The sequence below is a fragment of the Variovorax paradoxus B4 genome, from assembly GCF_000463015.1.
Lineage (GTDB): Bacteria > Pseudomonadota > Gammaproteobacteria > Burkholderiales > Burkholderiaceae_C > Variovorax > Variovorax paradoxus_E.
The window spans coordinates 2093753-2111720 of sequence record NC_022247.1; the positions used below are offsets into that span (position 1 = coordinate 2093753).

Below are 17968 nucleotides of genomic sequence, written 5' to 3' on the forward strand. Positions count from 1 at the left end.
ACGAACAAGGAGTACACACATGCCTCGCGTCAAACGTGGTGTAACGGCTCGCGCCCGCCACAAGAAAGTTCTCGCACTCGCCAAGGGTTTCCGCGGTCGCCGCGGCAATGTCTTCCGCATCGCCAAACAGGCGGTGATGAAGGCTGGGCAATACGCCTACCGTGACCGCCGCACCAAGAAGCGCGTGTTCCGTCAACTGTGGATCGCGCGTATCAACGCCGCCTCGCGTGAACTGGGCCTGACCTACAGCCAGTTCGCCAACGGCATCCGCAAGGCCGGAATCGAGATCGACCGCAAGATGCTTGCGGACATCGCAGTGCACGACAAGGCCGCTTTTGCCGGCATCGTGGAGCAGGTCAAGGCCAAGCTGGCTGCTTGATTCTGCACAGCAGGGGTGCTGCCTTCGGGCGGCTTCCTGCGCCCACGACACAAGGGCTGGCGCTTGAAAAGGCTCCAGCTCTTTTTTTATTTCCCCGCCTATTTTTTGTTGCTATGAACGAGTTGGACTCCCTTGTCGACACCGCACGCGCTGCCTTCGCCGAAGCGAAAACGCCCGCCGAGCTCGAAAACGCCAAGGCGCAGTTCCTCGGCAAGTCGGGCCGCATCACCGAGCTGATGAAGGGCATGGCCGCGCTCAGCGTCGACGAGAAGAAGTCGCGCGGCGCCGCCATCAACGTGGCCAAGCAGGCCATCGAGTCCTCGCTGACCGAGCGGCGCCAGCAGCTGGCCGACGAAGAGCTTTCGCTGCAGCTGCGTGCCGAGGCGCTCGACGTGAGCCTGCCCGGCCGCCGCCGCATTCCGGGAGGCCTGCACCCCGTGAGCCGCACCCTGGAGCGCATCGAGGAGATCTTCTCGAGCATGGGCTTCGACGTGGCCGACGGCCCCGAGATCGAGAGCGACTGGCACAGCTTCACCTCGCTCAACAACCCGCCGAACCATCCGGCGCGTTCGATGCAGGACACCTTCTACGTCGACCTGAATGGCGACGACGGCATTCCCTACAACCTGCGTCCGCACACCAGCCCGATGCAGGTGCGCTATGCGCATCAGCACATCAAGAAGTACGCCGCCGAATTCGCGGCGGCCGCGGCCGACACCACCGGCACCGTGAAGGCGCCCGAGATCCGCGTGATTGCGCCCGGCCGCACCTACCGTGTCGACAGCGACGCCACGCACTCGCCCATGTTCCACCAGTGCGAAGGCCTGTGGCTCGGCGAGAACGTGAGTTTCAAGGACCTGAAGGTCGTGTTCACCGACTTCTGCCGCACCTTCTTCGAGCGCGACGACCTCGTGCTGCGCTTCCGCCCGAGCTTCTTCCCGTTCACCGAGCCCAGCGCCGAGATCGACATCCAGTTTGCGAGCGGCCCGCTGGCCGGCCGCTGGCTCGAGGTGTCGGGCTCCGGCCAGGTGCATCCGAACGTGGTGCGCAACATGGGGCTCGACCCCGAGCGCTACATCGGCTTTGCCTTTGGCATGGGCCCCGACCGGCTCACCATGCTGCGCTATGGCGTGAACGACCTGCGGCTGTTCTTCGACGGCGACTTGCGCTTTCTCTCGCAGTTCCAGTAAGCACCCGTCCACAGAAATAAATACCGAATACGAGATCGAAGAGATGCAATTCCCGGAATCCTGGCTGCGCGAGTTCTGCAATCCGCCCTTCGGCAGCGCCGAACTGGCCGAAACGCTCACCATGGGCGGCTTCGAGGTCGAAGAGCGCCGCCCCGTGGCGCCGCCCTTTACCCGCATCGTGGTCGGCGAGATCAAGGAAGCCGTGCAGCACCCCAACGCCGATCGCCTGCGCGTGTGCCAGGTCGACGCCGGGCAGGGCGCCTTGCTCAACATCGTGTGCGGCGCACCCAATGCGCGCGTCGGCATCAAGGTGCCCTGCGCGCTGGTCGGCGCCGAACTGCCGCCCGGTGAAGACGGCAAGCCCTTTCTCATCAAGCTCGGCAAGCTGCGCGGCGTGGAAAGCCAGGGCATGCTGTGCTCGGCCCGCGAACTGAAGCTCAGCGAAGACCACGGCGGCCTGCTCGAACTCGATGCCGACGCACCCATTGGCGCCGACGTGCGCGACGTGCTCAAGCTCGACGACGCGCTGCTCACGCTCAAGCTCACGCCCAACCTCGCGCATGGCCTGAGCGTCTATGGCGTTGCGCGCGAGCTCGCGGCACTGACCGGTGCGCCGCTCAGGACGCCCGCCATCGCGCCGGTGGCGGCATCGTTTGCCGACGTGTTGCCGGTGAAGGTGGAAGCGCCCGAACTCTGCGGCCGCTTCTCGGGGCGCATCGTGCGCGGCGTGAACACCAAGGTGGCCACGCCGGCCTGGATGGTCGATCGCCTCGCGCGCTGCGGCCAGCGCAGCGTGACGCCGCTGGTCGACATCTCGAACTACGTCATGTTCGAGTACGGCCAGCCCAGCCACATCTTCGACCTCGACAAGATTCATGGCGGCCTCACGGTGCGCTGGGGCAAGGCGGGCGAGCAGCTCAAGCTGCTCAACGGCAACACCATCGGCGTCGACGACAAGGTCGGCGTGATTGCCGACGACCAGGCCGTCGAATCGCTCGCGGGCATCATGGGCGGCGATGCCACCTCGGTGTCCGACGACACGCGCAACATCTACGTGGAGGCCGCGTTCTGGTGGCCCGAAGCCGTTCAGGGCCGCTCGCGCCGCTTCAACTTCTCGACCGATGCGGGGCATCGCTACGAGCGCGGCGTCGATCCGAGCCGCACGGTGGAAATCATCGAGCGCATCACGCAGCTGGTCATCGAGATCTGCGGCGGCCAGGCCGGCGCCATGGACGACAAGATCCTGAACGTGCCCGAGGCCATGCCCGTCACGCTGCGCGTGGCGCGTGCCGCGCGCGTCATTGGCATGCCGCTCACGCAGGCGCAATGCGCCGACGCGCTGCGCCGCCTCGGCTTTGCGTTGCGCGAAGGCGAGGGCACGTTGACCGTCACGCCGCCGCCGCATCGCTTCGACCTGCTGATCGAGGAAGACCTGATCGAAGAGGTCGCGCGCCTGATCGGCTTCAACAACCTGCCGACCAATGCGCCGCTGGCGCCCATCACCGCGCGCGTGCGGCCCGAGGCCCAGCGCAGCCGCTTCGCGGTGCGCCGCAGCCTGGCGGCCCTCGGCTACCAGGAAACCATCAACTTCAGCTTCGTCGAGGCGCACTGGGAGCAAGACCTGGCCGGCAATGCCAATCCGGTGAAGCTCCTCAACCCCATTGCCAGCCAGATGAGCGTGATGCGCTCGTCCTTGCTGGGCTCGCTGCTGCAGGTGCTCAAGTTCAACCTCGATCGCAAGGCGCCCCGCGTGCGCGTGTTCGAGGTGGGCCGTGTGTTCATGCGCGACGACAGCGTGGCCACCACCGACAGCACCGTGCGCGGCGTCGACCAGCCCATGCGCGTGGCCGGCCTCGCCTGGGGCGATGCGGAAGAGGCGCGCTGGGACGGCAAGGCGCAGCGCGTCGATTTCTACGATGCCAAGGGCGACGTCGAAGCGCTGCTCGCGCCGCGGGTGCCGAGCTTCGAGCCGGCGGAGCATCCGGCCCTGCACCCCGGCCGCTCGGCGCGCGTGATGGTCGACGGCAAGGCCATCGGCTTCATCGGCGAACTGCATCCGCGCTGGCGCCAGAAGTGGGACTTCGCGCTGGCGCCGGTGCTGTTCGAGCTCGACCTCGATGCCGTCACCGCGCGCCCCGTGCCCGTGGCGCGGCCGGTGCCCAGGCACCAGGCGGTGGAGCGCGATATTGCGGTGGTGGTGGCCGAAGCCGTCACGCACAATGCGTTGATGCAGGCCATTCAATCGGCGGCAGCGGCGCAAGGGCTGCTGCGCGACGCCACGCTGTTCGACATCTATCGTCCGCAGCCTGCGCGCGACGGTGCGGTGCCGGCATCGGGCGGACTGGCGCAAGGCGAAAAGAGCATGGCGGTTCGCCTGAGCTTCCAGGACGACAGCGCCACGCTCACCGACGAGCAGGTGGAACCGGCCGTGCGCGCCATCGTCGAACAATTGAGCGCCAAGCTCGGCGCACGCCTGAGAGGTTGATGAGAATGAACGCTGCGGAATTCACGCTCGAAGCCCTCGAAACGCCCGCACTCACCAAGGCGCATCTGGCCGATTTGCTGTTCGAGCAGATCGGCCTCAACAAGCGCGAATCCAAGGACATGGTCGAGGCTTTCTTCGACCTCATTGCCAACAGCCTGATCGAGGGTACCGACGTCAAGATCTCCGGCTTCGGCAACTTCCAGATCCGCGTGAAGGCACCGCGGCCGGGCCGCAACCCGCGCACCGGCGAGGCCATTCCCATCGGCGAGCGCCGCGTGGCCACCTTCCACGCGAGCGCCAAGCTCAAGGAACAAATCCACGGAAGCATCGAGCAGAACGGCACTTCCGAGGTCGAGTGGAGCCTGGGCGCCGAATAAGTGCTTGGCGCCCTGCGCGTGCGTAGAGTAATCTCTAAGGTTTCCCGCGCACGGTCTTGATTTCAATGGAGAAAACGCTCCCGCCCATTCCCGTCAAACGCTACTTCACCATTGGTGAGGTTGGCGAGCTCTGTGGCGTCAAGCCGCACGTGCTGCGTTATTGGGAGCAGGAGTTCACCCAACTGCGCCCCATGAAGCGGCGCGGCAACCGGCGCTATTACCAGCACCACGAGGTGCTCATGATCCGCCGCATCCGCGACCTGCTCTACGACCAGGGCTTCACCATCAGCGGCGCGCGCAACAAGCTGCAAGAACTCGTGCAGGGCGAACGCGACCGGCGCAAGGCCGGCGTGGTGCCGCTCGAGGGCATGGAGGCCGTCGAGATCGACCAGGAAGAGTTCGATGCCGCCATGCACCAGGACGACAACCACAACAATCCCGAGCCGCAGCCAGCAGCGGCTCGCACGGTCGATCCGTCGCAGTTGTTGCACCTGCGGCGCGAGCTTTTTGAAATTCGTGAGCTGCTGACCGTCGGACGGTGATTTCAGCCGGCTATAATTGAGAGCTTCGGTGTGTGGCGCAGCCTGGTAGCGCACTTGCATGGGGTGCAAGGGGTCGAAGGTTCGAATCCTTTCACACCGACCAAAATTGCTAGATAGATCAACGGGTTAGGGCCACAAGCTCTGACCCGTTTTTCTTTGCCTTTGACAAATGGATGGGGTCCCTGACAAACCCCGCCCTTTTCAGCTTCCGCCACGCCCCCCAATTGCGGACGGCAAGGGTGTTCCCGTTGGTACTTTGCGACGGTAGACACGCTTCGTGACCTTCACATCTTCGTGGTGCAACAGCTCTTGGGCGGAGACGTCGGAAGCGGAATCCGATGCTGCCTTCGCTCGCATGTCATGGAAGGTGATCTCGCGGGGCTGAAGACCCAGCTTCGTGCGCACGGCCCGCCACAGGGTTTTGAAGGCCTCTTTCCCGCAGGGATTCCCCTGCTTGGTGATGAACAGGTAGTCGCTGGGCAGGCTGGCCGCGCCGCCGCGGTTCTTTTTCCGTAGCTCGAGCGCTCGGGTCAGCGCTGCCCAGAGGTCCGGTGTCATGCTGTAGGACTTGGTGATGTAGCCCTTGTCGTTGCGCTTCTTCGTCACCCGTAGGCTGATCTGCGTCTCGTCGTAGTCGCCGATCCGGATGTCGAAGATCATCCCCTCCCGGGCGCCGGTCTGCGTGCTGATTTCCAGCATGCACTGCAACACCGGGCTTGCCACGTTGTAGATCTGGGCGTACCGCTCGTCGCTCACGTATTGGTCGCGCGGCGCCTCTGGCAGGTATTCGATGCCATCACACGGGTTGAACGTTGTCAGGCCCCACCGCACCCGCGCGAGGCGGAACATGCGCGACAGCAACTGAATGTCCTTGTTCGCCGACGCGGCGCGCTCGCGGTTGTCGTGGAGGTGCTGCGTGACGATCACCGCGCTCAGGTAACCGGACAGCAGCGCTTGCACCTCATTTTTCGGGTAGCGCTTCGTGCGGAAGACGGCGCGAAGCCGGCGGATGCGGCCTTCGTATTCCTTTTTCGTGGCATCGCGCTTGATGGTCGCCAACTCGTCGGCCTCGTATTTCCGAATGATCTCTTCGAGGGTGCCTGCGACATCGTCGTCCGGCACGGCCGCGACCAAGGCAGGGGAGATGTGCTTTTCCCACCAGAGGCGGGCCTGCACCGGCGTCGAGCCGGCGCGCATGGACAGTTTGGCGTCGCGCAGCTTGGCCTCGATCTCCTTGGTGAGGCCGTCCGTGCCGCGCCAGTACCAGACTGCGCCGACCTTGCGCATGCCGCGCGGCAGGGTGATCTTGGAGTCGCCGGTGCGCGTCGACAGTACGCGCTGCTCGCCGCTGGTGCATGCGGGGCACTTCATGAGATTTCCTTCAGCGCGTCGTCGCGCACCTGGTTGAGCTCTGCCATCTCGGCGGTGCTGCCGCCCTTGTCCGGGTGCGCGCTGCTGGCGCGCGAGCGGTAGCGCTCCTTCAGCAACTCGGCCGACACGGGGTAGTTGCTGGAGAAGCCGAGCACCTCGCGCCAGTGGCGCTTCATGCCGGCAACGATAGGCGCCGGCAAGGCGGTGAAGCCGGCGAAGGCCCGCTCGAGCACGATGGCGCCGCCGTGGCGTTCGATGGCGCGCATGGCCTCGATGGTGGCCGCGAGCGCTGCGATGTTCATCTCGACTTTCGTGTAGCGGTCGATGGCCATGCAGCGCGGCGCAGCGGTCCATGGGTCGTTCCAGCAGACCGCGGCGCCGGGGTCCGCCGGCTGAGCCTGATCGCTGCGCGGCAGGCCGTCCAGGCGAAGCTTCAGGTTCGAACTGAGCACCAGGTCATCGCCGCGCACGGCCATGCGGTCGAGCTCGGCGCGCAGGCGCTGCGTGGCTGCAGCGACGGTGATGTTCTGCGTGGTGCGCCAGTTGCCAACGCTGGATTGCTTTGCAGTGCTGAATCGTCCGTAGGCGCGCTCGTCGGCGGCAGTGCGCTTCCAGCCGGGCGGCCAGGCGAGGGGAAAGGCGGTGATGGTCATACTGTGGGCCTTCTCAACGACGAGGGTCGAAAGTGACAAATCGAACGGAAATAGCGGGTGAGGTCACAGCCAACGAGGCTGGGGTGTGGCGCAGCTGGCGCTATACAGCTTCCTATGGCACGCCAGTCTTCGACGGCGATCTGGTGCGTCTGGGCTGGTCTGCAACGGTGGACGGCATCCATGAGCAACCCGACTCGCGGACAACGATCTTTCGCGCGACATCGAACGAAGTCACTCCGGAACTGATTCGCCAGCAGATTGAAGTGGGCCTTCGAGCGCATGTGGCGGCGCGGGAGCGCTGAGCACGCAGTCATTCGTGCCATCGAATGCAGCCGGCGCTCGTGCAGCGGCCGGAGGTCCGGCCATCGACAGCCGAGGCCGTGAAGGTGAGAAGTCCGCCGCACTTCGTACAGCGGATAGAGCCGCGCTGCGTCTCGGCAGGGCGGTAGTGAGGGGGCTGGCAGTGCTGCTTGCGCACCTCGGCCATTGCGCGCGCCACTGCGCTGGAGAAGGCGCCGAATCCGGGCGTGGTCATAGGCGTGCTCCCACGGCGTGCCGTCCTTCACGCAGGGCCTCCGCGCACCTGCACCCCGTCACTCTGAAGGAGGCGCACGATCTAGGGCTTTCCTGGGGCCACAGCCATGACAGACGACAGCACGCCCATTTCGGACGGCCACTCCCTTGAATACCGTGGATTTCGCTTTGAGCTTCACGCGGAGGCCGCGCCCGCCGGCTACCGGCCGGTCGTTGTTCTTGTCCGCACACCTGCGCATGAGCAGGAGACCCAACTGCCGAACGACACGGAAGAGATCGTCTATGGCACCGAGGCGGAGGCAACCCGGCACGCGGAGCAGCAGGCGATGCGCTGGGTTCATGACCGCACCGGCGACGGGCAAGGGCAGTTCTAAGGAGCAACAGGCATGCACTTGTCGCACCTTGCTTTGACGGTGATCGAGGATCCAGACCACGATGGCACCTACCACTGGCTGCTCCTTCGGGCCACGGGCGATGCAGATCGCGTGGAGGAACATTCCGCTTCCGAGCACTCGTTTCCGACCGCGCACGACGCGTTTGAAGCCGGCTCGGTGTGCTGGCGAGCAGCGACGAATCGAGAAGATGAGGACGCGGATCCCGTGGGTGGCGACTGACGGTCATGGCCGGATCCTCCGGAACTCCACCGCCCATACCCACGGGTTGACGGCCCAGCTGCCGGCGCCATTGATCGACTTCCACAGGTGCTGGTAGGCGTTGATCGGGCTCCACGTATCGTCGCCAGGCTGGGGGTCATCCTGCGATGTCACGCCTTCTGCAATCGAATCGTTCACGCTGATGTCCTGTAGGCGCTCGACGCGGACGCCAGTGATTTCGAGCAGGATGCGGCTTGCGATGCGCGGCATGAAGAAGGCCGGGCGCTTCCAGTACTGCACCACTCCGCGTGAGCGACTCGGCAGCGCCAGCTCCATGTTGTCGTCCGCGGCGTAGAGGTAGTCGCGCCCGGAGCCCCGCGTCAGGTCTACAAAGTGCCACTCGTTGCGGCCCTTCGCGGCGCTGTAGCGCGTCTCCCAGTGGCCCCAGGCGAAGTGCGTCTCGCGCACCCACAGCCAATCCTTGAACTGGCCATAGGGGCAACATTCCAGCAGGCGCGCATGCGTGATGTCGTGCCAGCGCATGGCGCTGTCGCGGAAATGCCAGTCGTAGCCTGGCGTGTCTGAGAGCCCGAGATCGGTGATCTGGCCGAAGCCGGCCAAGCGCGTGACGCCGCGGCGCGTCTGGGTCTTCGGATCGACGTCGCGCAGCACGGCCACCACCATCGGCCCGCGATAGAGCAGAGGACGCTCGACCACGTCGGGCACCTGCGGGAAGGCATGCGTGCTGACCACTTCAGGCGGCGCCATGGCAGGCCTCCTTGTGGCGGTGAGCAACATCGATTGTCAGTTGCGAGTGTTGAGGTCCATACTGCGCGTTCCTTCCAAGGAGCAAGCAATGGCAGACAACAAGTCGAAGACCGGAAAATCCGACCGCAACAAGGTCGCCGGCGGCGAGAAGTACGAAGTGGCCTACGCAGCGAAGAAAGCAGGCGTCAAGCCAGCGGATGTGAAGGCTGCGATCAAGAAGGTCGGAAATTCTCGGCCGAAGGTCGAAGCAGAACTCAAGAAAAAGTAGCTTCACGCCGGCACCTCGTTCCATTCGCGGCCGTCGAGCAGGCGCCCTGCGGCTTTCTTGCCCACGCGGATGACGGCCTTGCCGTTCACGATGCTGCCGCTCTCGAAGCAGTGCACGGTGCCGGTCTCCGACATGATGAAAACCGGCCGGCGCTGAGCCCTCCCCATCGACGTGTCGAATTCCTCGCCGGCTGCGGGTTCGCGCCATTCGCCGTGCTGCTTGAACAAGAACGGCACGCCGGCGTGCTGGCACTGGTCGCGCAGGCTGCGCAGCCAATCAGGATGCGCTGGGCGCGCGTTTGGACCGCTTTCGCCGCCAACGATCACCCAGTCGATGCGCGGCACCGAATATTCGCCGCACTTCGTCGACCGCTTGCCTTCCAGAGGGTGATCGCTGTAAGTCCACTCGCCGTCGCCGCTGGCGCGCGAGATGCCGCCGAACCGGCCATGCCCGTCCGCACCGAGCCATACGGGGCCCAGCAGCGGTTCCATGCTGAGGAAGCGCACCGCAGGTGGGGCGTCCTGCAGCTTCGGGATGTCGCGGTCGGCCTCGGCTTGATTCACGACTGTGGCGCCGAGCCAAACGTGCGGCCACTGCTCAGCCTCGCCCCGCCACGGCAGCATCCCAACCGCGTGGCCGATGCGCTTCGTGAGAAGGAGCCAGTCGAGGTTATCGCACTGGAGGATCAGCTTGAACAGGTCGGCGCGCCAATGCGGATCGACCGCGTTGTCGAACACGTCGGCCAGGCTCGCGCAGAACACGCGCTGGCGGCGGCCGTGCTGTGCGAAGAAGGCATCGTGTTGCGCATTCCACCGAAGCGTGGTTGGCGACAATTGCCTTGGCCGGACAAGATAGTTGACGCCGGCCAGAAGCGGCATCTTCCAATTTGCCTCACTGGTGCGAACGCGCGATGAGCCCGTGCCCCAGGTCTCGGCGCCCTTGGCGCGCAGCACGCGCGCCGGCGTGCTCGCCTCGGCATAGCAGTGGTCGCAACCGCCGCCGCCAGTTGCTGCGATGGAGACCTCGCCGCAATGACGCCCGAAGAGCGCGCGTCAGCGGTAGCCGGTGCACCGATCATGGAATGCAGCACCTGGTTCTCGATGCCGAGAGTCCACAGTTCTTCCCGAACCTGCTTTTCGTCGTCTTCGGTCATACCCACCTCCTGATCGGAGTGTAGGACGTGCGGCGGCGGGGCAGTTCAGTGTGCCGCGGCTTCCCGTTGCGCCTTGCGCCAGTCCCACGGCGCCACGGGCTCAGCATCGCGCCACAGGCCGACGTGCTTGGCCCGGGCCTCGACCTCCGCGAACTCGTATTGCCCGCGCTCCTGCGGCGTCTGCTCGCGCGCATAGGCGCGATACCACCAGGCCATGCCGACCGTGACCATGGCCAGGCCCGCATCGAGCGTCTTGGGCCCGCGCGGCGCGGAGGCAGGCGCCACCATCACCTTGCAAACGCTGCGTCCGTAGCGGTCGGTCTTCGGGCAGTCGAGCGCGGCGTCTTTCATGTAGACCAAATCGGACAGTGCCTCTTTCGATCGCTGGCCGAGGGGCTGGCGTTTCTCGGGCGCATCGATGCCGTTGAAGCGCACCTTGATCTGCTCGTAGTTGCCCGCGGCGCCGCATCGCGCGGTGATGGTGTCGCCATCGCTGACGCCCACCACCAGGCACGTGCGGGGCTCAGCCGCGACAACGCAGGCCGGAATGAGAAGAGTTGCAAGCAGCAAACAGCGCACGCGTGCCTTCAGGTAGTCGATGTGCTTTTCCGCTGCTTGATGGCTAGGCTTTCCATAGCCTTCACAGCTTCGTTTGTCTCGGTAAGTTGCTTTCGAAGCGTCTCCAGTGTCTCGGCTTGTCGTTCCAGCGCGTGGTCAATTTCAACAGTGATGGCTTGGTAGGCGGCTGCCAATTGCGACTTCTTGGTATCAGGAATTGCAGTCGAATGCCCTGCGGCAATGAATTTACGCAGTGCATCATTCACGCGTGTTTGCCAGCCTGGGCCGGACTCCTTTAGCGCCACCAGCACATCTGCATCAATGCGAATGGTGGTTGCGACCTTTGGGGATTCCTTCACGCTGCCGGCCGGTCGACCGCGCTTTCGCGCTTCCATCTGCGCAGGCGTGTGCACGACAGCGTGCTCGCCTCGCTTCATTTCTCCGATGGACTGGAGCAGGTCCTTCTCAAATTGCTCCATTTCCGAGTCTTTGGTCTTAGGCATCAAGAGCCTCCTTCAGTTTCAGCAGCGTGGCAGCGGGGATGTTGTCGAACTTGGCCTTCACGTAGACCATCAGAAGCACCAGATCGCCGCGCTCGTTACGGTTGAAATAGATCACGCGGGCGCCGCCACGTTTGGCCCATACCGGCCCGCGTCCATCGCACCTTGCGCAGGCCGCCAGCACCGGGGATCACATCTCCCGCTTCGATGTTCGCAGCGATAAAGGAAACGAATTCCAGGCGTTCGTCGTCGGACCAAACGTCAGCGGCAAGGCGCTGGAAGGTCGGGGTTTCGATCACTGTGAACATGGGTTTATTGTAGTGACAATAAATCCGCGCGCAAGGATTTTATGTATTTACGTTAAATTAATCTTCGGCCACTGAAGTGGCCCTCATGCGGCTGGCGCCTTACTGCAGCGAGACCTCGGTGCCGTCGGCGGCCACCATCACGCCGGGCGTGCCTTCGGAGATATCGACTGGCACGCCCATGTGGACGCGACATGCGGTGTTCAGATGATGAACCACAAAGCGAGGAACACGAGCAAATACCAAGACACCAAGAGCTGAGCGAATTGTTTGGCCATGTGCGTTCTCCGGTGAGGTGGACACGCGCGGTGTGGCGCTACGCCGTGGCGACTGCACGGGCGCCGCGCGATATCACGGCGGATCTCAAGGGGGGCACTCACGCCCCACAAGAAGCGGCACTTCGCGGCCATCACGGATCCGGCCCAACTGGGTACGTTGATGCGGGTCATCCGGGGCTATCAAGGCGGAGCCATCGTGCGTACGGCGCTTCAGCTGGCGCCCATGCTCTTTCAACGCCCGAACGAATTGCGAGCGGCGGCCTGGGCCGAGATCGATCTCGACGGGGCGCTCTGGACCGTGCCCGCTGCGCGGATGAAGCGGCGCATCGATGGCAAGCAACATGGTGATCCGCACTTGGTGCCTCTGCCCAGGCAGGCTGTGGAGCTGCTGCGCAAGCTGCATCCCTATAACGGGCCGCAGTGCGCTGGTCTTCCCGGGTGAGCGCAGTCATGAGCGGCCGATCTCGGACAACACGCTGCGTGCAGCGCTTCCGACCCTGGGGTACGGCCCGACCGTGCAGACGGTTCATGGCTTCCGGGCGTTGACCTGGGACAACTGTTTGATCACCAAGTTGCCGGCGGCCCAACTCAGCGCCGACGCGAGCGTCAACGCGAAGGCCAGTGCCGGCACGCTGCCGTTCAGTGTCAGGCCGATCACGAACAGTCCGGTGAGGGCGCCGCTCACGCCGAACATCTGTTGGGTGCTGGGCCTGTCGCCGAACATCAGCGCCGCAAATGCCACCGTGAAGAGCGCTTGAGTCTGGACGATAAAGGCCGTGAGTCCGCCGGGCCTTCCAAACGCGATGCCGAAGAACTGCAGCAGGAACTGTTCGGTGAAGACGGTGAGGCTCATGAACACCACCGCTTTCCATGAGACCGCCGGCCGGGGCAGCCATAGCGCGCCCGCGGCCGTCACCATGAACCGGAGCGCGGTCAATGGAGGTGGCGTGAAGCTCTCCAAGCCGATCTTGCTGACGACGAACAGCCACCCCCCGGATCAGGGCGACCGGAACGGCGAGAAGCATGTGGAATGGCCGCATTCGAGAATCTCCTGGGATTGGCGTAGCAACGGAACGGTTACTTGCATGGGTTCAACATTTCTAAGATACTTGAATGATGGAAGAAAATACAGTCGTCCGTTCCTTGGCCGCACTTGCGCAACCGGTGCGCCTTCGCGTGTTTCGCGCCTTGGTAGTCGCCGGCCCCGACGGCATGACCCCAGGCACGCTCACTGAAGCCCTGGATGTTCCGGCCACGAGCCTGTCCTTTCACCTCAAGGAGCTCACGAATGCCGGCCTCGTTTCGCAGGAGCGGCAGGGGCGGCATCTCATCTATCGGGCGTCGTTCGACCAGATGAACGCGCTGCTGGCGTACCTCACCGAGAACTGCTGCCAAGGGCAGGCATGCGCCACGGAACAGGTCGATGCTTCGTGTGCCTGCTGACGCCCGTGCACTTCATCCATCATGAAACCGGAACTGGCGAGCGCGGCCGACTTGGCGAAGGTTCGCGCGCTGCTGCGCACTTGCGAGTTGCCCGAGAGCGATCTGAACCCGCCGCACATGAATGATTTCCTGGTGCTGCGCGCCGGCGACGCCCTTTGGGGCTGCGTCGGGTTCGAGCGCGCAGGTGATGCGGGCTTGCTGCGCTCCCTCGCAGTGGCGCATGAGCGCCGTGGCACGGGCCTTGGCGATCTGCTCCTGCATGCGATGGAAGCTCGTGCCGTTGCGGCGGGCGTCCGCCGGCTTTTCCTGCTCACGACGACCGCACACGACTTCTTTGCCGCCCGGAGCTACGTTCGTTGTCCCAGGGCTGATGCGCCCGGTGCGATCCGGGCGCTCACCGAATTCGCCAGCATCTGTCCCGCGTCGGCTGCGTGCATGTACAGGCATCTTGACCCATCGACTTCAGGTCAAGCGCCACAGCAAGCGCAGTCTCAACTCCCATCAACGTCCACCTAGGAGAGCCATCATGAAGCGTTTCCACGTTCACCTGCATGTCGATGACCTGAGCAAGAGCATCGCGTTCTACTCCCACCTTTTCGCTGCGGAGCCGGCCCGCGTCGAGCAGGACTACGCCAAGTGGATGTTGGAAGATCCCAGGGTCAACTTCGCGATTTCCACGAGGGGTCACGGGACGGGGATCGACCATCTCGGCATTCAGGCCGAGGACGAGGACGAACTCGCCGAACTCAAGGTCCGCGCCCAGGCGGCCGACCGGGCCCTGTTCGATGAGGGGGCCACGGTCTGCTGCTATGCCAAGAGCGAGAAGCACTGGGTCACCGACCCTCAAGGCGTGGCATGGGAGCATTACCGAACGATGGATGCCTCCAGGATCTTCGGCCAGGGCCGCGACCAGGTCAGCCAGCAGGTTCAAGGTCTGGCCTCGAAGGCCGCCGAACAGCTGGGACTCTCGAAAGGCGCTTGCTGCGCCCGGTGACGCTCAGCCGTCGCCCGCGCATCCATCAACCTGCAATCTCAACATCATGACCGACCGAAAACACAACGTCCTGTTCATCTGCACTGGCAACTCCGCCCGCTCGATCCTGGCCGAGGGCATCCTCGAGCAGTTGGGCTCAAATCGCTTTGCCGCCTACTCGGCCGGCAGCCACCCCAAGGGCGCCGTGCATCCGTTGGCGCTGGCCACGTTGCGCCAGCTGCGCTACCGGGACACCGGCTACCGGAGCAAGAGCTGGGGCGAATACGCCAAGGACGACGCGGCTCAGATGGATTTTGTGATCACCGTCTGCGACCAGGCCGCCGGCGAGGTCTGTCCCATCTGGCCAGGCCAACCCATCACCGCCCATTGGGGACTGCCCGACCCAGCTGCCGTCGAAGGCTCGGATGAGATCAAGCACCGCGCCTTCATGGACGCCGCCGTCACGCTCAAGCGCCGGATCGAGTTCCTTCTCTCGCTACCCCTGGCCAAGCTCGAGACCCTGGCCATCCAGCGCGAAGTGCGCGACATCGGAACCCGCTGACATGACGACGAATATCCTGATCCTCTGCACTCACAACTCGGCACGCAGCGTGCTGGCGGAGGGCATGTTCAATCACTGGGCGCAAGAACTGGGTGTCGACGCGCGGGCCTACAGTGCCGGCAGCGCGCCCAGCGGCCGCATCAATCCGATGGCGATCGAAGTGCTCCAGAACGCGGGCATCGACACGTCGAGCTACCGCAGCAAGAGTTGGGACGAATTCACGCAGGCCGGTGCGCCCACCATGCGGGTGGTCATCACCGTCTGCGACAGCGCCGCGCAGGAAACCTGCCCCTATTGGCCCGGCTCACCTGTGAAGATTCATTGGGGGTACCCGGATCCGTCCAATGTCGGGACGAACGCGGACGAGAAGCGGGAGGCCTTCGAATCCACCCGCCAGGCCATCGGCGAACGGATGCGCAAGCTGGCGCAAGTGCCCTTCGACACGCTGGATGACACGCAGCTGCGCGCAACCCTCGAAGCCATCTGATCCACAACGGCTCGATTTCCGACCTCATGCAGCGGGCCGGCAGTGCCCGCCTGTGCATCGCCAATTCAAACCAAGAAAAACTCTCCAATGCTCGCGGCCATCCTGATCTTCATCTTCACCCTCGTGCTGGTCATCTGGCAGCCACGCGGCCTGGGCATCGGCTGGAGCGCTTCGCTCGGCGCGGTGATCGCGCTGCTCTTCGGCGTGGTGCACCTCGCCGACATCCCGGTTGTCTGGGGCATCGTGTGGAACGCGACGGCGACCTTCGTGGCCGTCATCATCATCAGCCTGCTGCTCGACGAGGCCGGCTTCTTCGAATGGGCTGCGCTGCACGTGGCGCGCTGGGGCAACGGGCGCGGCCGGCTGCTGTTCGCCTTCATCGTGCTGCTGGGCGCCGCGGTTTCGGCGCTGTTCGCCAACGACGGCGCGGCGCTGATCCTCACGCCGATCGTGATGGCGATGCTCGTCGCACTTGGGTTCACGCCTGCCGCCACGCTGGCCTTCGTGATGGCAGCCGGCTTCATCGCCGACACGGCCAGCCTGCCGCTCATCGTCTCGAACCTGGTGAACATCGTCTCGGCCGACTTCTTCAAGATCGGCTTCAACGACTACGCCGCCGTGATGATCCCGGTGAACCTCGCGGCCGTGGCGGCCAGCCTGCTGGTGCTGATGCTCTACTTTCGCCGGGACATACCAGCCAGCTACGACGTGGCGCAACTCAAGAACCCCGTGGAAGCCATTCGGGATCCGGCGACCTTCCGCGCGGGCTGGATCGTGCTGGTGCTCCTGCTCATCGGCTTCTTCGGCCTGGAGCCGTTGGGGGTGCCGGTCAGCGCGGTGGCGGCCGTGGGCGCAGCCATCCTGCTTGCCGTGGCGGCGCGCGGGCACGTCATCAGCACGCGCAAGGTGCTGCATGGCGCGCCCTGGCAGATCGTGATCTTCTCGCTGGGCATGTACCTGGTGGTCTACGGGCTGCGCAACGCGGGGCTGACTGGCCAGATCGCCTCGCTGCTGAACGTCTTCGCGCAAAGCGGCGTCTGGGGTGCGGCGATGGGTACCGGTTTCCTCACGGCGGCGCTGTCATCGGTCATGAACAACATGCCGACGGTGCTGATCGGCGCACTGTCCATCGATGCCTCGAACGCGAGCGGCATCGTGAAGGAAGCGATGATCTATGCGAACGTGATCGGCTGCGACCTGGGTCCGAAGATCACGCCGATCGGCAGCCTGGCCACGCTGCTCTGGCTGCATGTGCTCGAGAAGAAGGGCACGGTGATCGGCTGGGGCTACTATTTCAAGATCGGCATCGTGATGACCATCCCCGTGCTCGCCGTCACGCTGGCCGCTCTGGCGCTGCGCCTCAGCGTCGGCTGAAGCGAACCATCCACCCTCCACACGCTTGAGATCTCATGAGCGACGTCACCATCTATCACAATCCCGCCTGCGGCACGTCCCGGAACGTGCTCGCGCTGATCCGCAACACGGGCGAGGAGCCCACGGTCATCGAGTACCTGAAGACGCCGCCCGATCGGGCCACGCTGAAGCAGTTGATCGCGGCGATGGGCACGCCGGTGCGCGACGTCCTGCGTCAGAAGGGAACGCCGTACGACGAGCTGGGCCTCGACGATCCGAAGTGGACCGACGACCAGCTGATCGACTTCATGCTGCAGCATCCGATCCTCATCAACCGGCCGATCGTGGTGACGCCAATCGGCACGCGTCTGTGCCGCCCCTCCGAAGCGGTGCTCGACATCCTGCCGCGTCCCCAACAGGGCGCGTTTTCCAAGGAAGACGGCGAAGCCGTGATCGATGCGAAAGGCCAACGTGTCGCTCAGTCCTGAACTCCCCAACCTCGATCCCGAAGCCTTTCACGGGCCGGATCTGCAGCGCCTGCTTCCAACCGTGCGGGCGACACACGCGCCGCGCATTCTGCTGCTTTACGGCTCCGTGCGTGAACGCTCCTACAGCCGGCTCCTGACAGAAGAAGCGGCTCGGCTGCTGCGGAGGATGGGCGCTGAAACACGCATCTTCGACCCGCGTGGACTGCCCCTGCCGGACGGCGCGCCCGAGGATCATCCGAAGGTCCGGGAACTGCGCGATCTGGCGCAGTGGTCCGAGGGCATGGTCTGGTGCTCGCCCGAACGCCACGGCGCCATGACCGGGATCATGAAGGCACAGATCGATTGGATCCCGCTGTCGGTCGGCTCGGTGCGTCCCACCCAGGGCAAGACGCTGGCGGTCATGGAGGTGTCGGGCGGCTCGCAGTCCTTCAATGCCGTGAACCAGCTGCGCGTGCTCGGCCGCTGGATGCGGATGATCACCATCCCCAACCAGTCGTCGGTGGCCAAGGCTTTTCTCGAGTTCGAGGAAAACGGGCGCATGAAGCCCTCGCCGTACTACGAGCGCGTGGTCGACGTCATGGAAGAACTCGTGAAGTTCACGCTGCTCACGCGTGACTGCGCGGACTACCTGGTCGACCGTTACAGCGAACGGCGCGAGAGCGCGGAGGCCCTTTCGAAACGCGTCAACCTGCGAAGCATCTGAGGGAG

The 17968-nt window shown here is 64.7% G+C and carries 29 protein-coding genes and 1 tRNA gene; 19 read left to right on the forward strand and 11 right to left on the reverse strand.

The annotated features are described in order from the left end of the window. Positions 1–19 precede the first annotated feature (19 nt). From rplT to VAPA_RS09740, 6 genes are all read left to right on the forward strand, one after another. Entirely contained in the window at positions 20–379 is a 360-nt protein-coding gene (gene rplT, locus VAPA_RS09715) for a 50S ribosomal protein L20 (protein ID WP_012747009.1), read from the forward strand. Between the two features lie 113 nt (positions 380–492). After that, positions 493–1569: a phenylalanine--tRNA ligase subunit alpha gene (gene pheS / locus VAPA_RS09720; RefSeq protein WP_021006588.1), complete on the forward strand. Its 1077-nt coding sequence runs from the start codon at positions 493–495 to the stop codon at positions 1567–1569. Positions 1570–1612: 43 nt separating this feature from the next. Beyond that, entirely contained in the window at positions 1613–4054 is a 2442-nt protein-coding gene (gene pheT / locus VAPA_RS09725) for a phenylalanine--tRNA ligase subunit beta (RefSeq protein WP_021006589.1), read from the forward strand. A gap of 5 nt (positions 4055–4059) precedes the next feature. Further along, positions 4060–4431, forward strand: a complete 372-nt coding sequence (locus tag VAPA_RS09730) for an integration host factor subunit alpha (protein WP_021006590.1) — start codon at positions 4060–4062, stop codon at positions 4429–4431. A 65-nt stretch (positions 4432–4496) separates the two neighbouring features. Then, complete coding sequence (locus VAPA_RS09735; RefSeq protein ID WP_021006591.1) at positions 4497–4973, forward strand: MerR family transcriptional regulator; 477 nt, start codon at positions 4497–4499, stop codon at positions 4971–4973. A gap of 26 nt (positions 4974–4999) precedes the next feature. After that, positions 5000–5076: transfer RNA gene (locus VAPA_RS09740), tRNA-Pro, on the forward strand. Between the two features lie 98 nt (positions 5077–5174). Here VAPA_RS09740 and VAPA_RS09745 read toward each other — a convergent pair. Both VAPA_RS09745 and VAPA_RS09750 read right to left on the reverse strand, forming a co-directional pair. Next, positions 5175–6344, reverse strand: coding sequence for a site-specific integrase (locus VAPA_RS09745; protein ID WP_021006592.1), 1170 nt, complete (start codon positions 6342–6344; stop codon positions 5175–5177). Continuing rightward, a complete protein-coding gene (locus tag VAPA_RS09750) occupies positions 6341–6997 on the reverse strand; it encodes a molecular chaperone DnaJ (RefSeq protein ID WP_021006593.1) in 657 nt (218 codons plus the stop codon). The genes VAPA_RS09745 and VAPA_RS09750 overlap by 4 nt, the downstream gene beginning before the upstream one ends. A gap of 32 nt (positions 6998–7029) precedes the next feature. On the opposite strand from VAPA_RS09750, the gene VAPA_RS34395 reads away from it, so the two are divergent. After that, on the forward strand, positions 7030–7299 hold the full coding sequence (locus VAPA_RS34395; RefSeq protein WP_155248057.1) for a hypothetical protein: 270 nt from the start codon (positions 7030–7032) through the stop codon (positions 7297–7299). An 8-nt stretch (positions 7300–7307) separates the two neighbouring features. Here VAPA_RS34395 and VAPA_RS34400 read toward each other — a convergent pair whose 3' ends face one another. Further along, positions 7308–7532: a hypothetical protein gene (locus tag VAPA_RS34400; RefSeq protein WP_155248058.1), complete on the reverse strand. Its 225-nt coding sequence runs from the start codon at positions 7530–7532 to the stop codon at positions 7308–7310. A gap of 106 nt (positions 7533–7638) precedes the next feature. On the opposite strand from VAPA_RS34400, the gene VAPA_RS09755 reads away from it, so the two are divergent. Both VAPA_RS09755 and VAPA_RS09760 read left to right on the forward strand, forming a co-directional pair. Beyond that, positions 7639–7905 carry a hypothetical protein gene (locus VAPA_RS09755; protein ID WP_021006594.1) on the forward strand — a complete coding sequence of 89 codons (267 nt, stop codon included), beginning with the start codon at positions 7639–7641 and terminating at the stop codon, positions 7903–7905. A 12-nt stretch (positions 7906–7917) separates the two neighbouring features. Then, positions 7918–8145 (forward strand): hypothetical protein, encoded by a 228-nt coding sequence (locus VAPA_RS09760; protein ID WP_021006595.1) that lies wholly within the window; start codon positions 7918–7920, stop codon positions 8143–8145. 3 nt (positions 8146–8148) lie between these two features. Here VAPA_RS09760 and VAPA_RS09765 read toward each other — a convergent pair whose 3' ends face one another. Then, positions 8149–8892 carry a hypothetical protein gene (locus VAPA_RS09765; protein ID WP_021006596.1) on the reverse strand — a complete coding sequence of 248 codons (744 nt, stop codon included), beginning with the start codon at positions 8890–8892 and terminating at the stop codon, positions 8149–8151. An 88-nt stretch (positions 8893–8980) separates the two neighbouring features. On the opposite strand from VAPA_RS09765, the gene VAPA_RS09770 reads away from it, so the two are divergent. Beyond that, positions 8981–9160 carry a DUF3606 domain-containing protein gene (locus VAPA_RS09770; RefSeq protein WP_021006597.1) on the forward strand — a complete coding sequence of 60 codons (180 nt, stop codon included), beginning with the start codon at positions 8981–8983 and terminating at the stop codon, positions 9158–9160. Positions 9161–9162: 2 nt separating this feature from the next. Here VAPA_RS09770 and VAPA_RS09775 read toward each other — a convergent pair whose 3' ends face one another. The 6 genes from VAPA_RS09775 to VAPA_RS34835 all read right to left on the reverse strand — a co-directional run bounded on the left by VAPA_RS09775 (position 9163) and on the right by VAPA_RS34835 (position 11979). Continuing rightward, positions 9163–10176: a phage Gp37/Gp68 family protein gene (locus VAPA_RS09775; RefSeq protein ID WP_080666796.1), complete on the reverse strand. Its 1014-nt coding sequence runs from the start codon at positions 10174–10176 to the stop codon at positions 9163–9165. A gap of 182 nt (positions 10177–10358) precedes the next feature. Continuing rightward, positions 10359–10883, reverse strand: a complete 525-nt coding sequence (locus VAPA_RS09780; RefSeq protein WP_230558987.1) for a thermonuclease family protein — start codon at positions 10881–10883, stop codon at positions 10359–10361. Between the two features lie 17 nt (positions 10884–10900). Next, positions 10901–11374, reverse strand: coding sequence for a BrnA antitoxin family protein (locus tag VAPA_RS35520; RefSeq protein ID WP_080666798.1), 474 nt, complete (start codon positions 11372–11374; stop codon positions 10901–10903). Next, positions 11367–11489: a hypothetical protein gene (locus VAPA_RS35525; RefSeq protein ID WP_329604097.1), complete on the reverse strand. Its 123-nt coding sequence runs from the start codon at positions 11487–11489 to the stop codon at positions 11367–11369. Before VAPA_RS35525 ends, VAPA_RS35520 begins: the two co-directional genes overlap by 8 nt. Beyond that, on the reverse strand, positions 11470–11679 hold the full coding sequence (locus tag VAPA_RS09790; protein ID WP_329604098.1) for a hypothetical protein: 210 nt from the start codon (positions 11677–11679) through the stop codon (positions 11470–11472). The genes VAPA_RS35525 and VAPA_RS09790 overlap by 20 nt, the downstream gene beginning before the upstream one ends. A 99-nt stretch (positions 11680–11778) precedes the next feature. Next, complete coding sequence (locus VAPA_RS34835; RefSeq protein WP_196232588.1) at positions 11779–11979, reverse strand: hypothetical protein; 201 nt, start codon at positions 11977–11979, stop codon at positions 11779–11781. A gap of 198 nt (positions 11980–12177) precedes the next feature. Here VAPA_RS34835 and VAPA_RS34840 point away from each other — a divergent pair, with 198 nt between their 5' ends. Next, entirely contained in the window at positions 12178–12396 is a 219-nt protein-coding gene (locus VAPA_RS34840; RefSeq protein WP_196232552.1) for a hypothetical protein, read from the forward strand. 84 nt (positions 12397–12480) lie between these two features. On the opposite strand, the gene VAPA_RS33545 is transcribed toward VAPA_RS34840, so the two are convergent. Then, on the reverse strand, positions 12481–12939 hold the full coding sequence (locus VAPA_RS33545; protein WP_080666799.1) for an EamA family transporter: 459 nt from the start codon (positions 12937–12939) through the stop codon (positions 12481–12483). A 131-nt stretch (positions 12940–13070) separates the two neighbouring features. On the opposite strand from VAPA_RS33545, the gene VAPA_RS09805 reads away from it, so the two are divergent. The 8 genes from VAPA_RS09805 (at position 13071) to arsH (ending at position 17963) form a co-directional block, all read left to right on the forward strand. Next, positions 13071–13397, forward strand: a complete 327-nt coding sequence (locus tag VAPA_RS09805; protein ID WP_041946389.1) for an ArsR/SmtB family transcription factor — start codon at positions 13071–13073, stop codon at positions 13395–13397. A gap of 21 nt (positions 13398–13418) precedes the next feature. Further along, positions 13419–13913 (forward strand): arsenic resistance N-acetyltransferase ArsN2, encoded by a 495-nt coding sequence (arsN2, locus tag VAPA_RS33835; RefSeq protein ID WP_021006605.1) that lies wholly within the window; start codon positions 13419–13421, stop codon positions 13911–13913. Positions 13914–13923: 10 nt separating this feature from the next. Next, positions 13924–14391 (forward strand): ArsI/CadI family heavy metal resistance metalloenzyme, encoded by a 468-nt coding sequence (locus tag VAPA_RS09815; protein WP_021006606.1) that lies wholly within the window; start codon positions 13924–13926, stop codon positions 14389–14391. A 43-nt stretch (positions 14392–14434) separates the two neighbouring features. After that, a complete protein-coding gene (locus tag VAPA_RS09820; RefSeq protein WP_041946391.1) occupies positions 14435–14932 on the forward strand; it encodes an arsenate reductase ArsC in 498 nt (165 codons plus the stop codon). A gap of 1 nt (position 14933) precedes the next feature. Continuing rightward, positions 14934–15419 (forward strand): arsenate reductase ArsC, encoded by a 486-nt coding sequence (locus VAPA_RS09825; protein WP_021006608.1) that lies wholly within the window; start codon positions 14934–14936, stop codon positions 15417–15419. 87 nt (positions 15420–15506) lie between these two features. After that, entirely contained in the window at positions 15507–16793 is a 1287-nt protein-coding gene (locus VAPA_RS09830; protein ID WP_021006609.1) for an arsenic transporter, read from the forward strand. Between the two features lie 35 nt (positions 16794–16828). Then, the gene (gene arsC / locus VAPA_RS09835; protein ID WP_021006610.1) at positions 16829–17260 is read left to right on the forward strand and encodes an arsenate reductase (glutaredoxin); all 432 of its coding nucleotides are present in this window, start codon (positions 16829–16831) and stop codon (positions 17258–17260) included. After that, positions 17229–17963 (forward strand): arsenical resistance protein ArsH, encoded by a 735-nt coding sequence (arsH, locus tag VAPA_RS09840; protein ID WP_041946065.1) that lies wholly within the window; start codon positions 17229–17231, stop codon positions 17961–17963. Before arsC ends, arsH begins: the two co-directional genes overlap by 32 nt. Positions 17964–17968 lie beyond the last annotated feature (5 nt).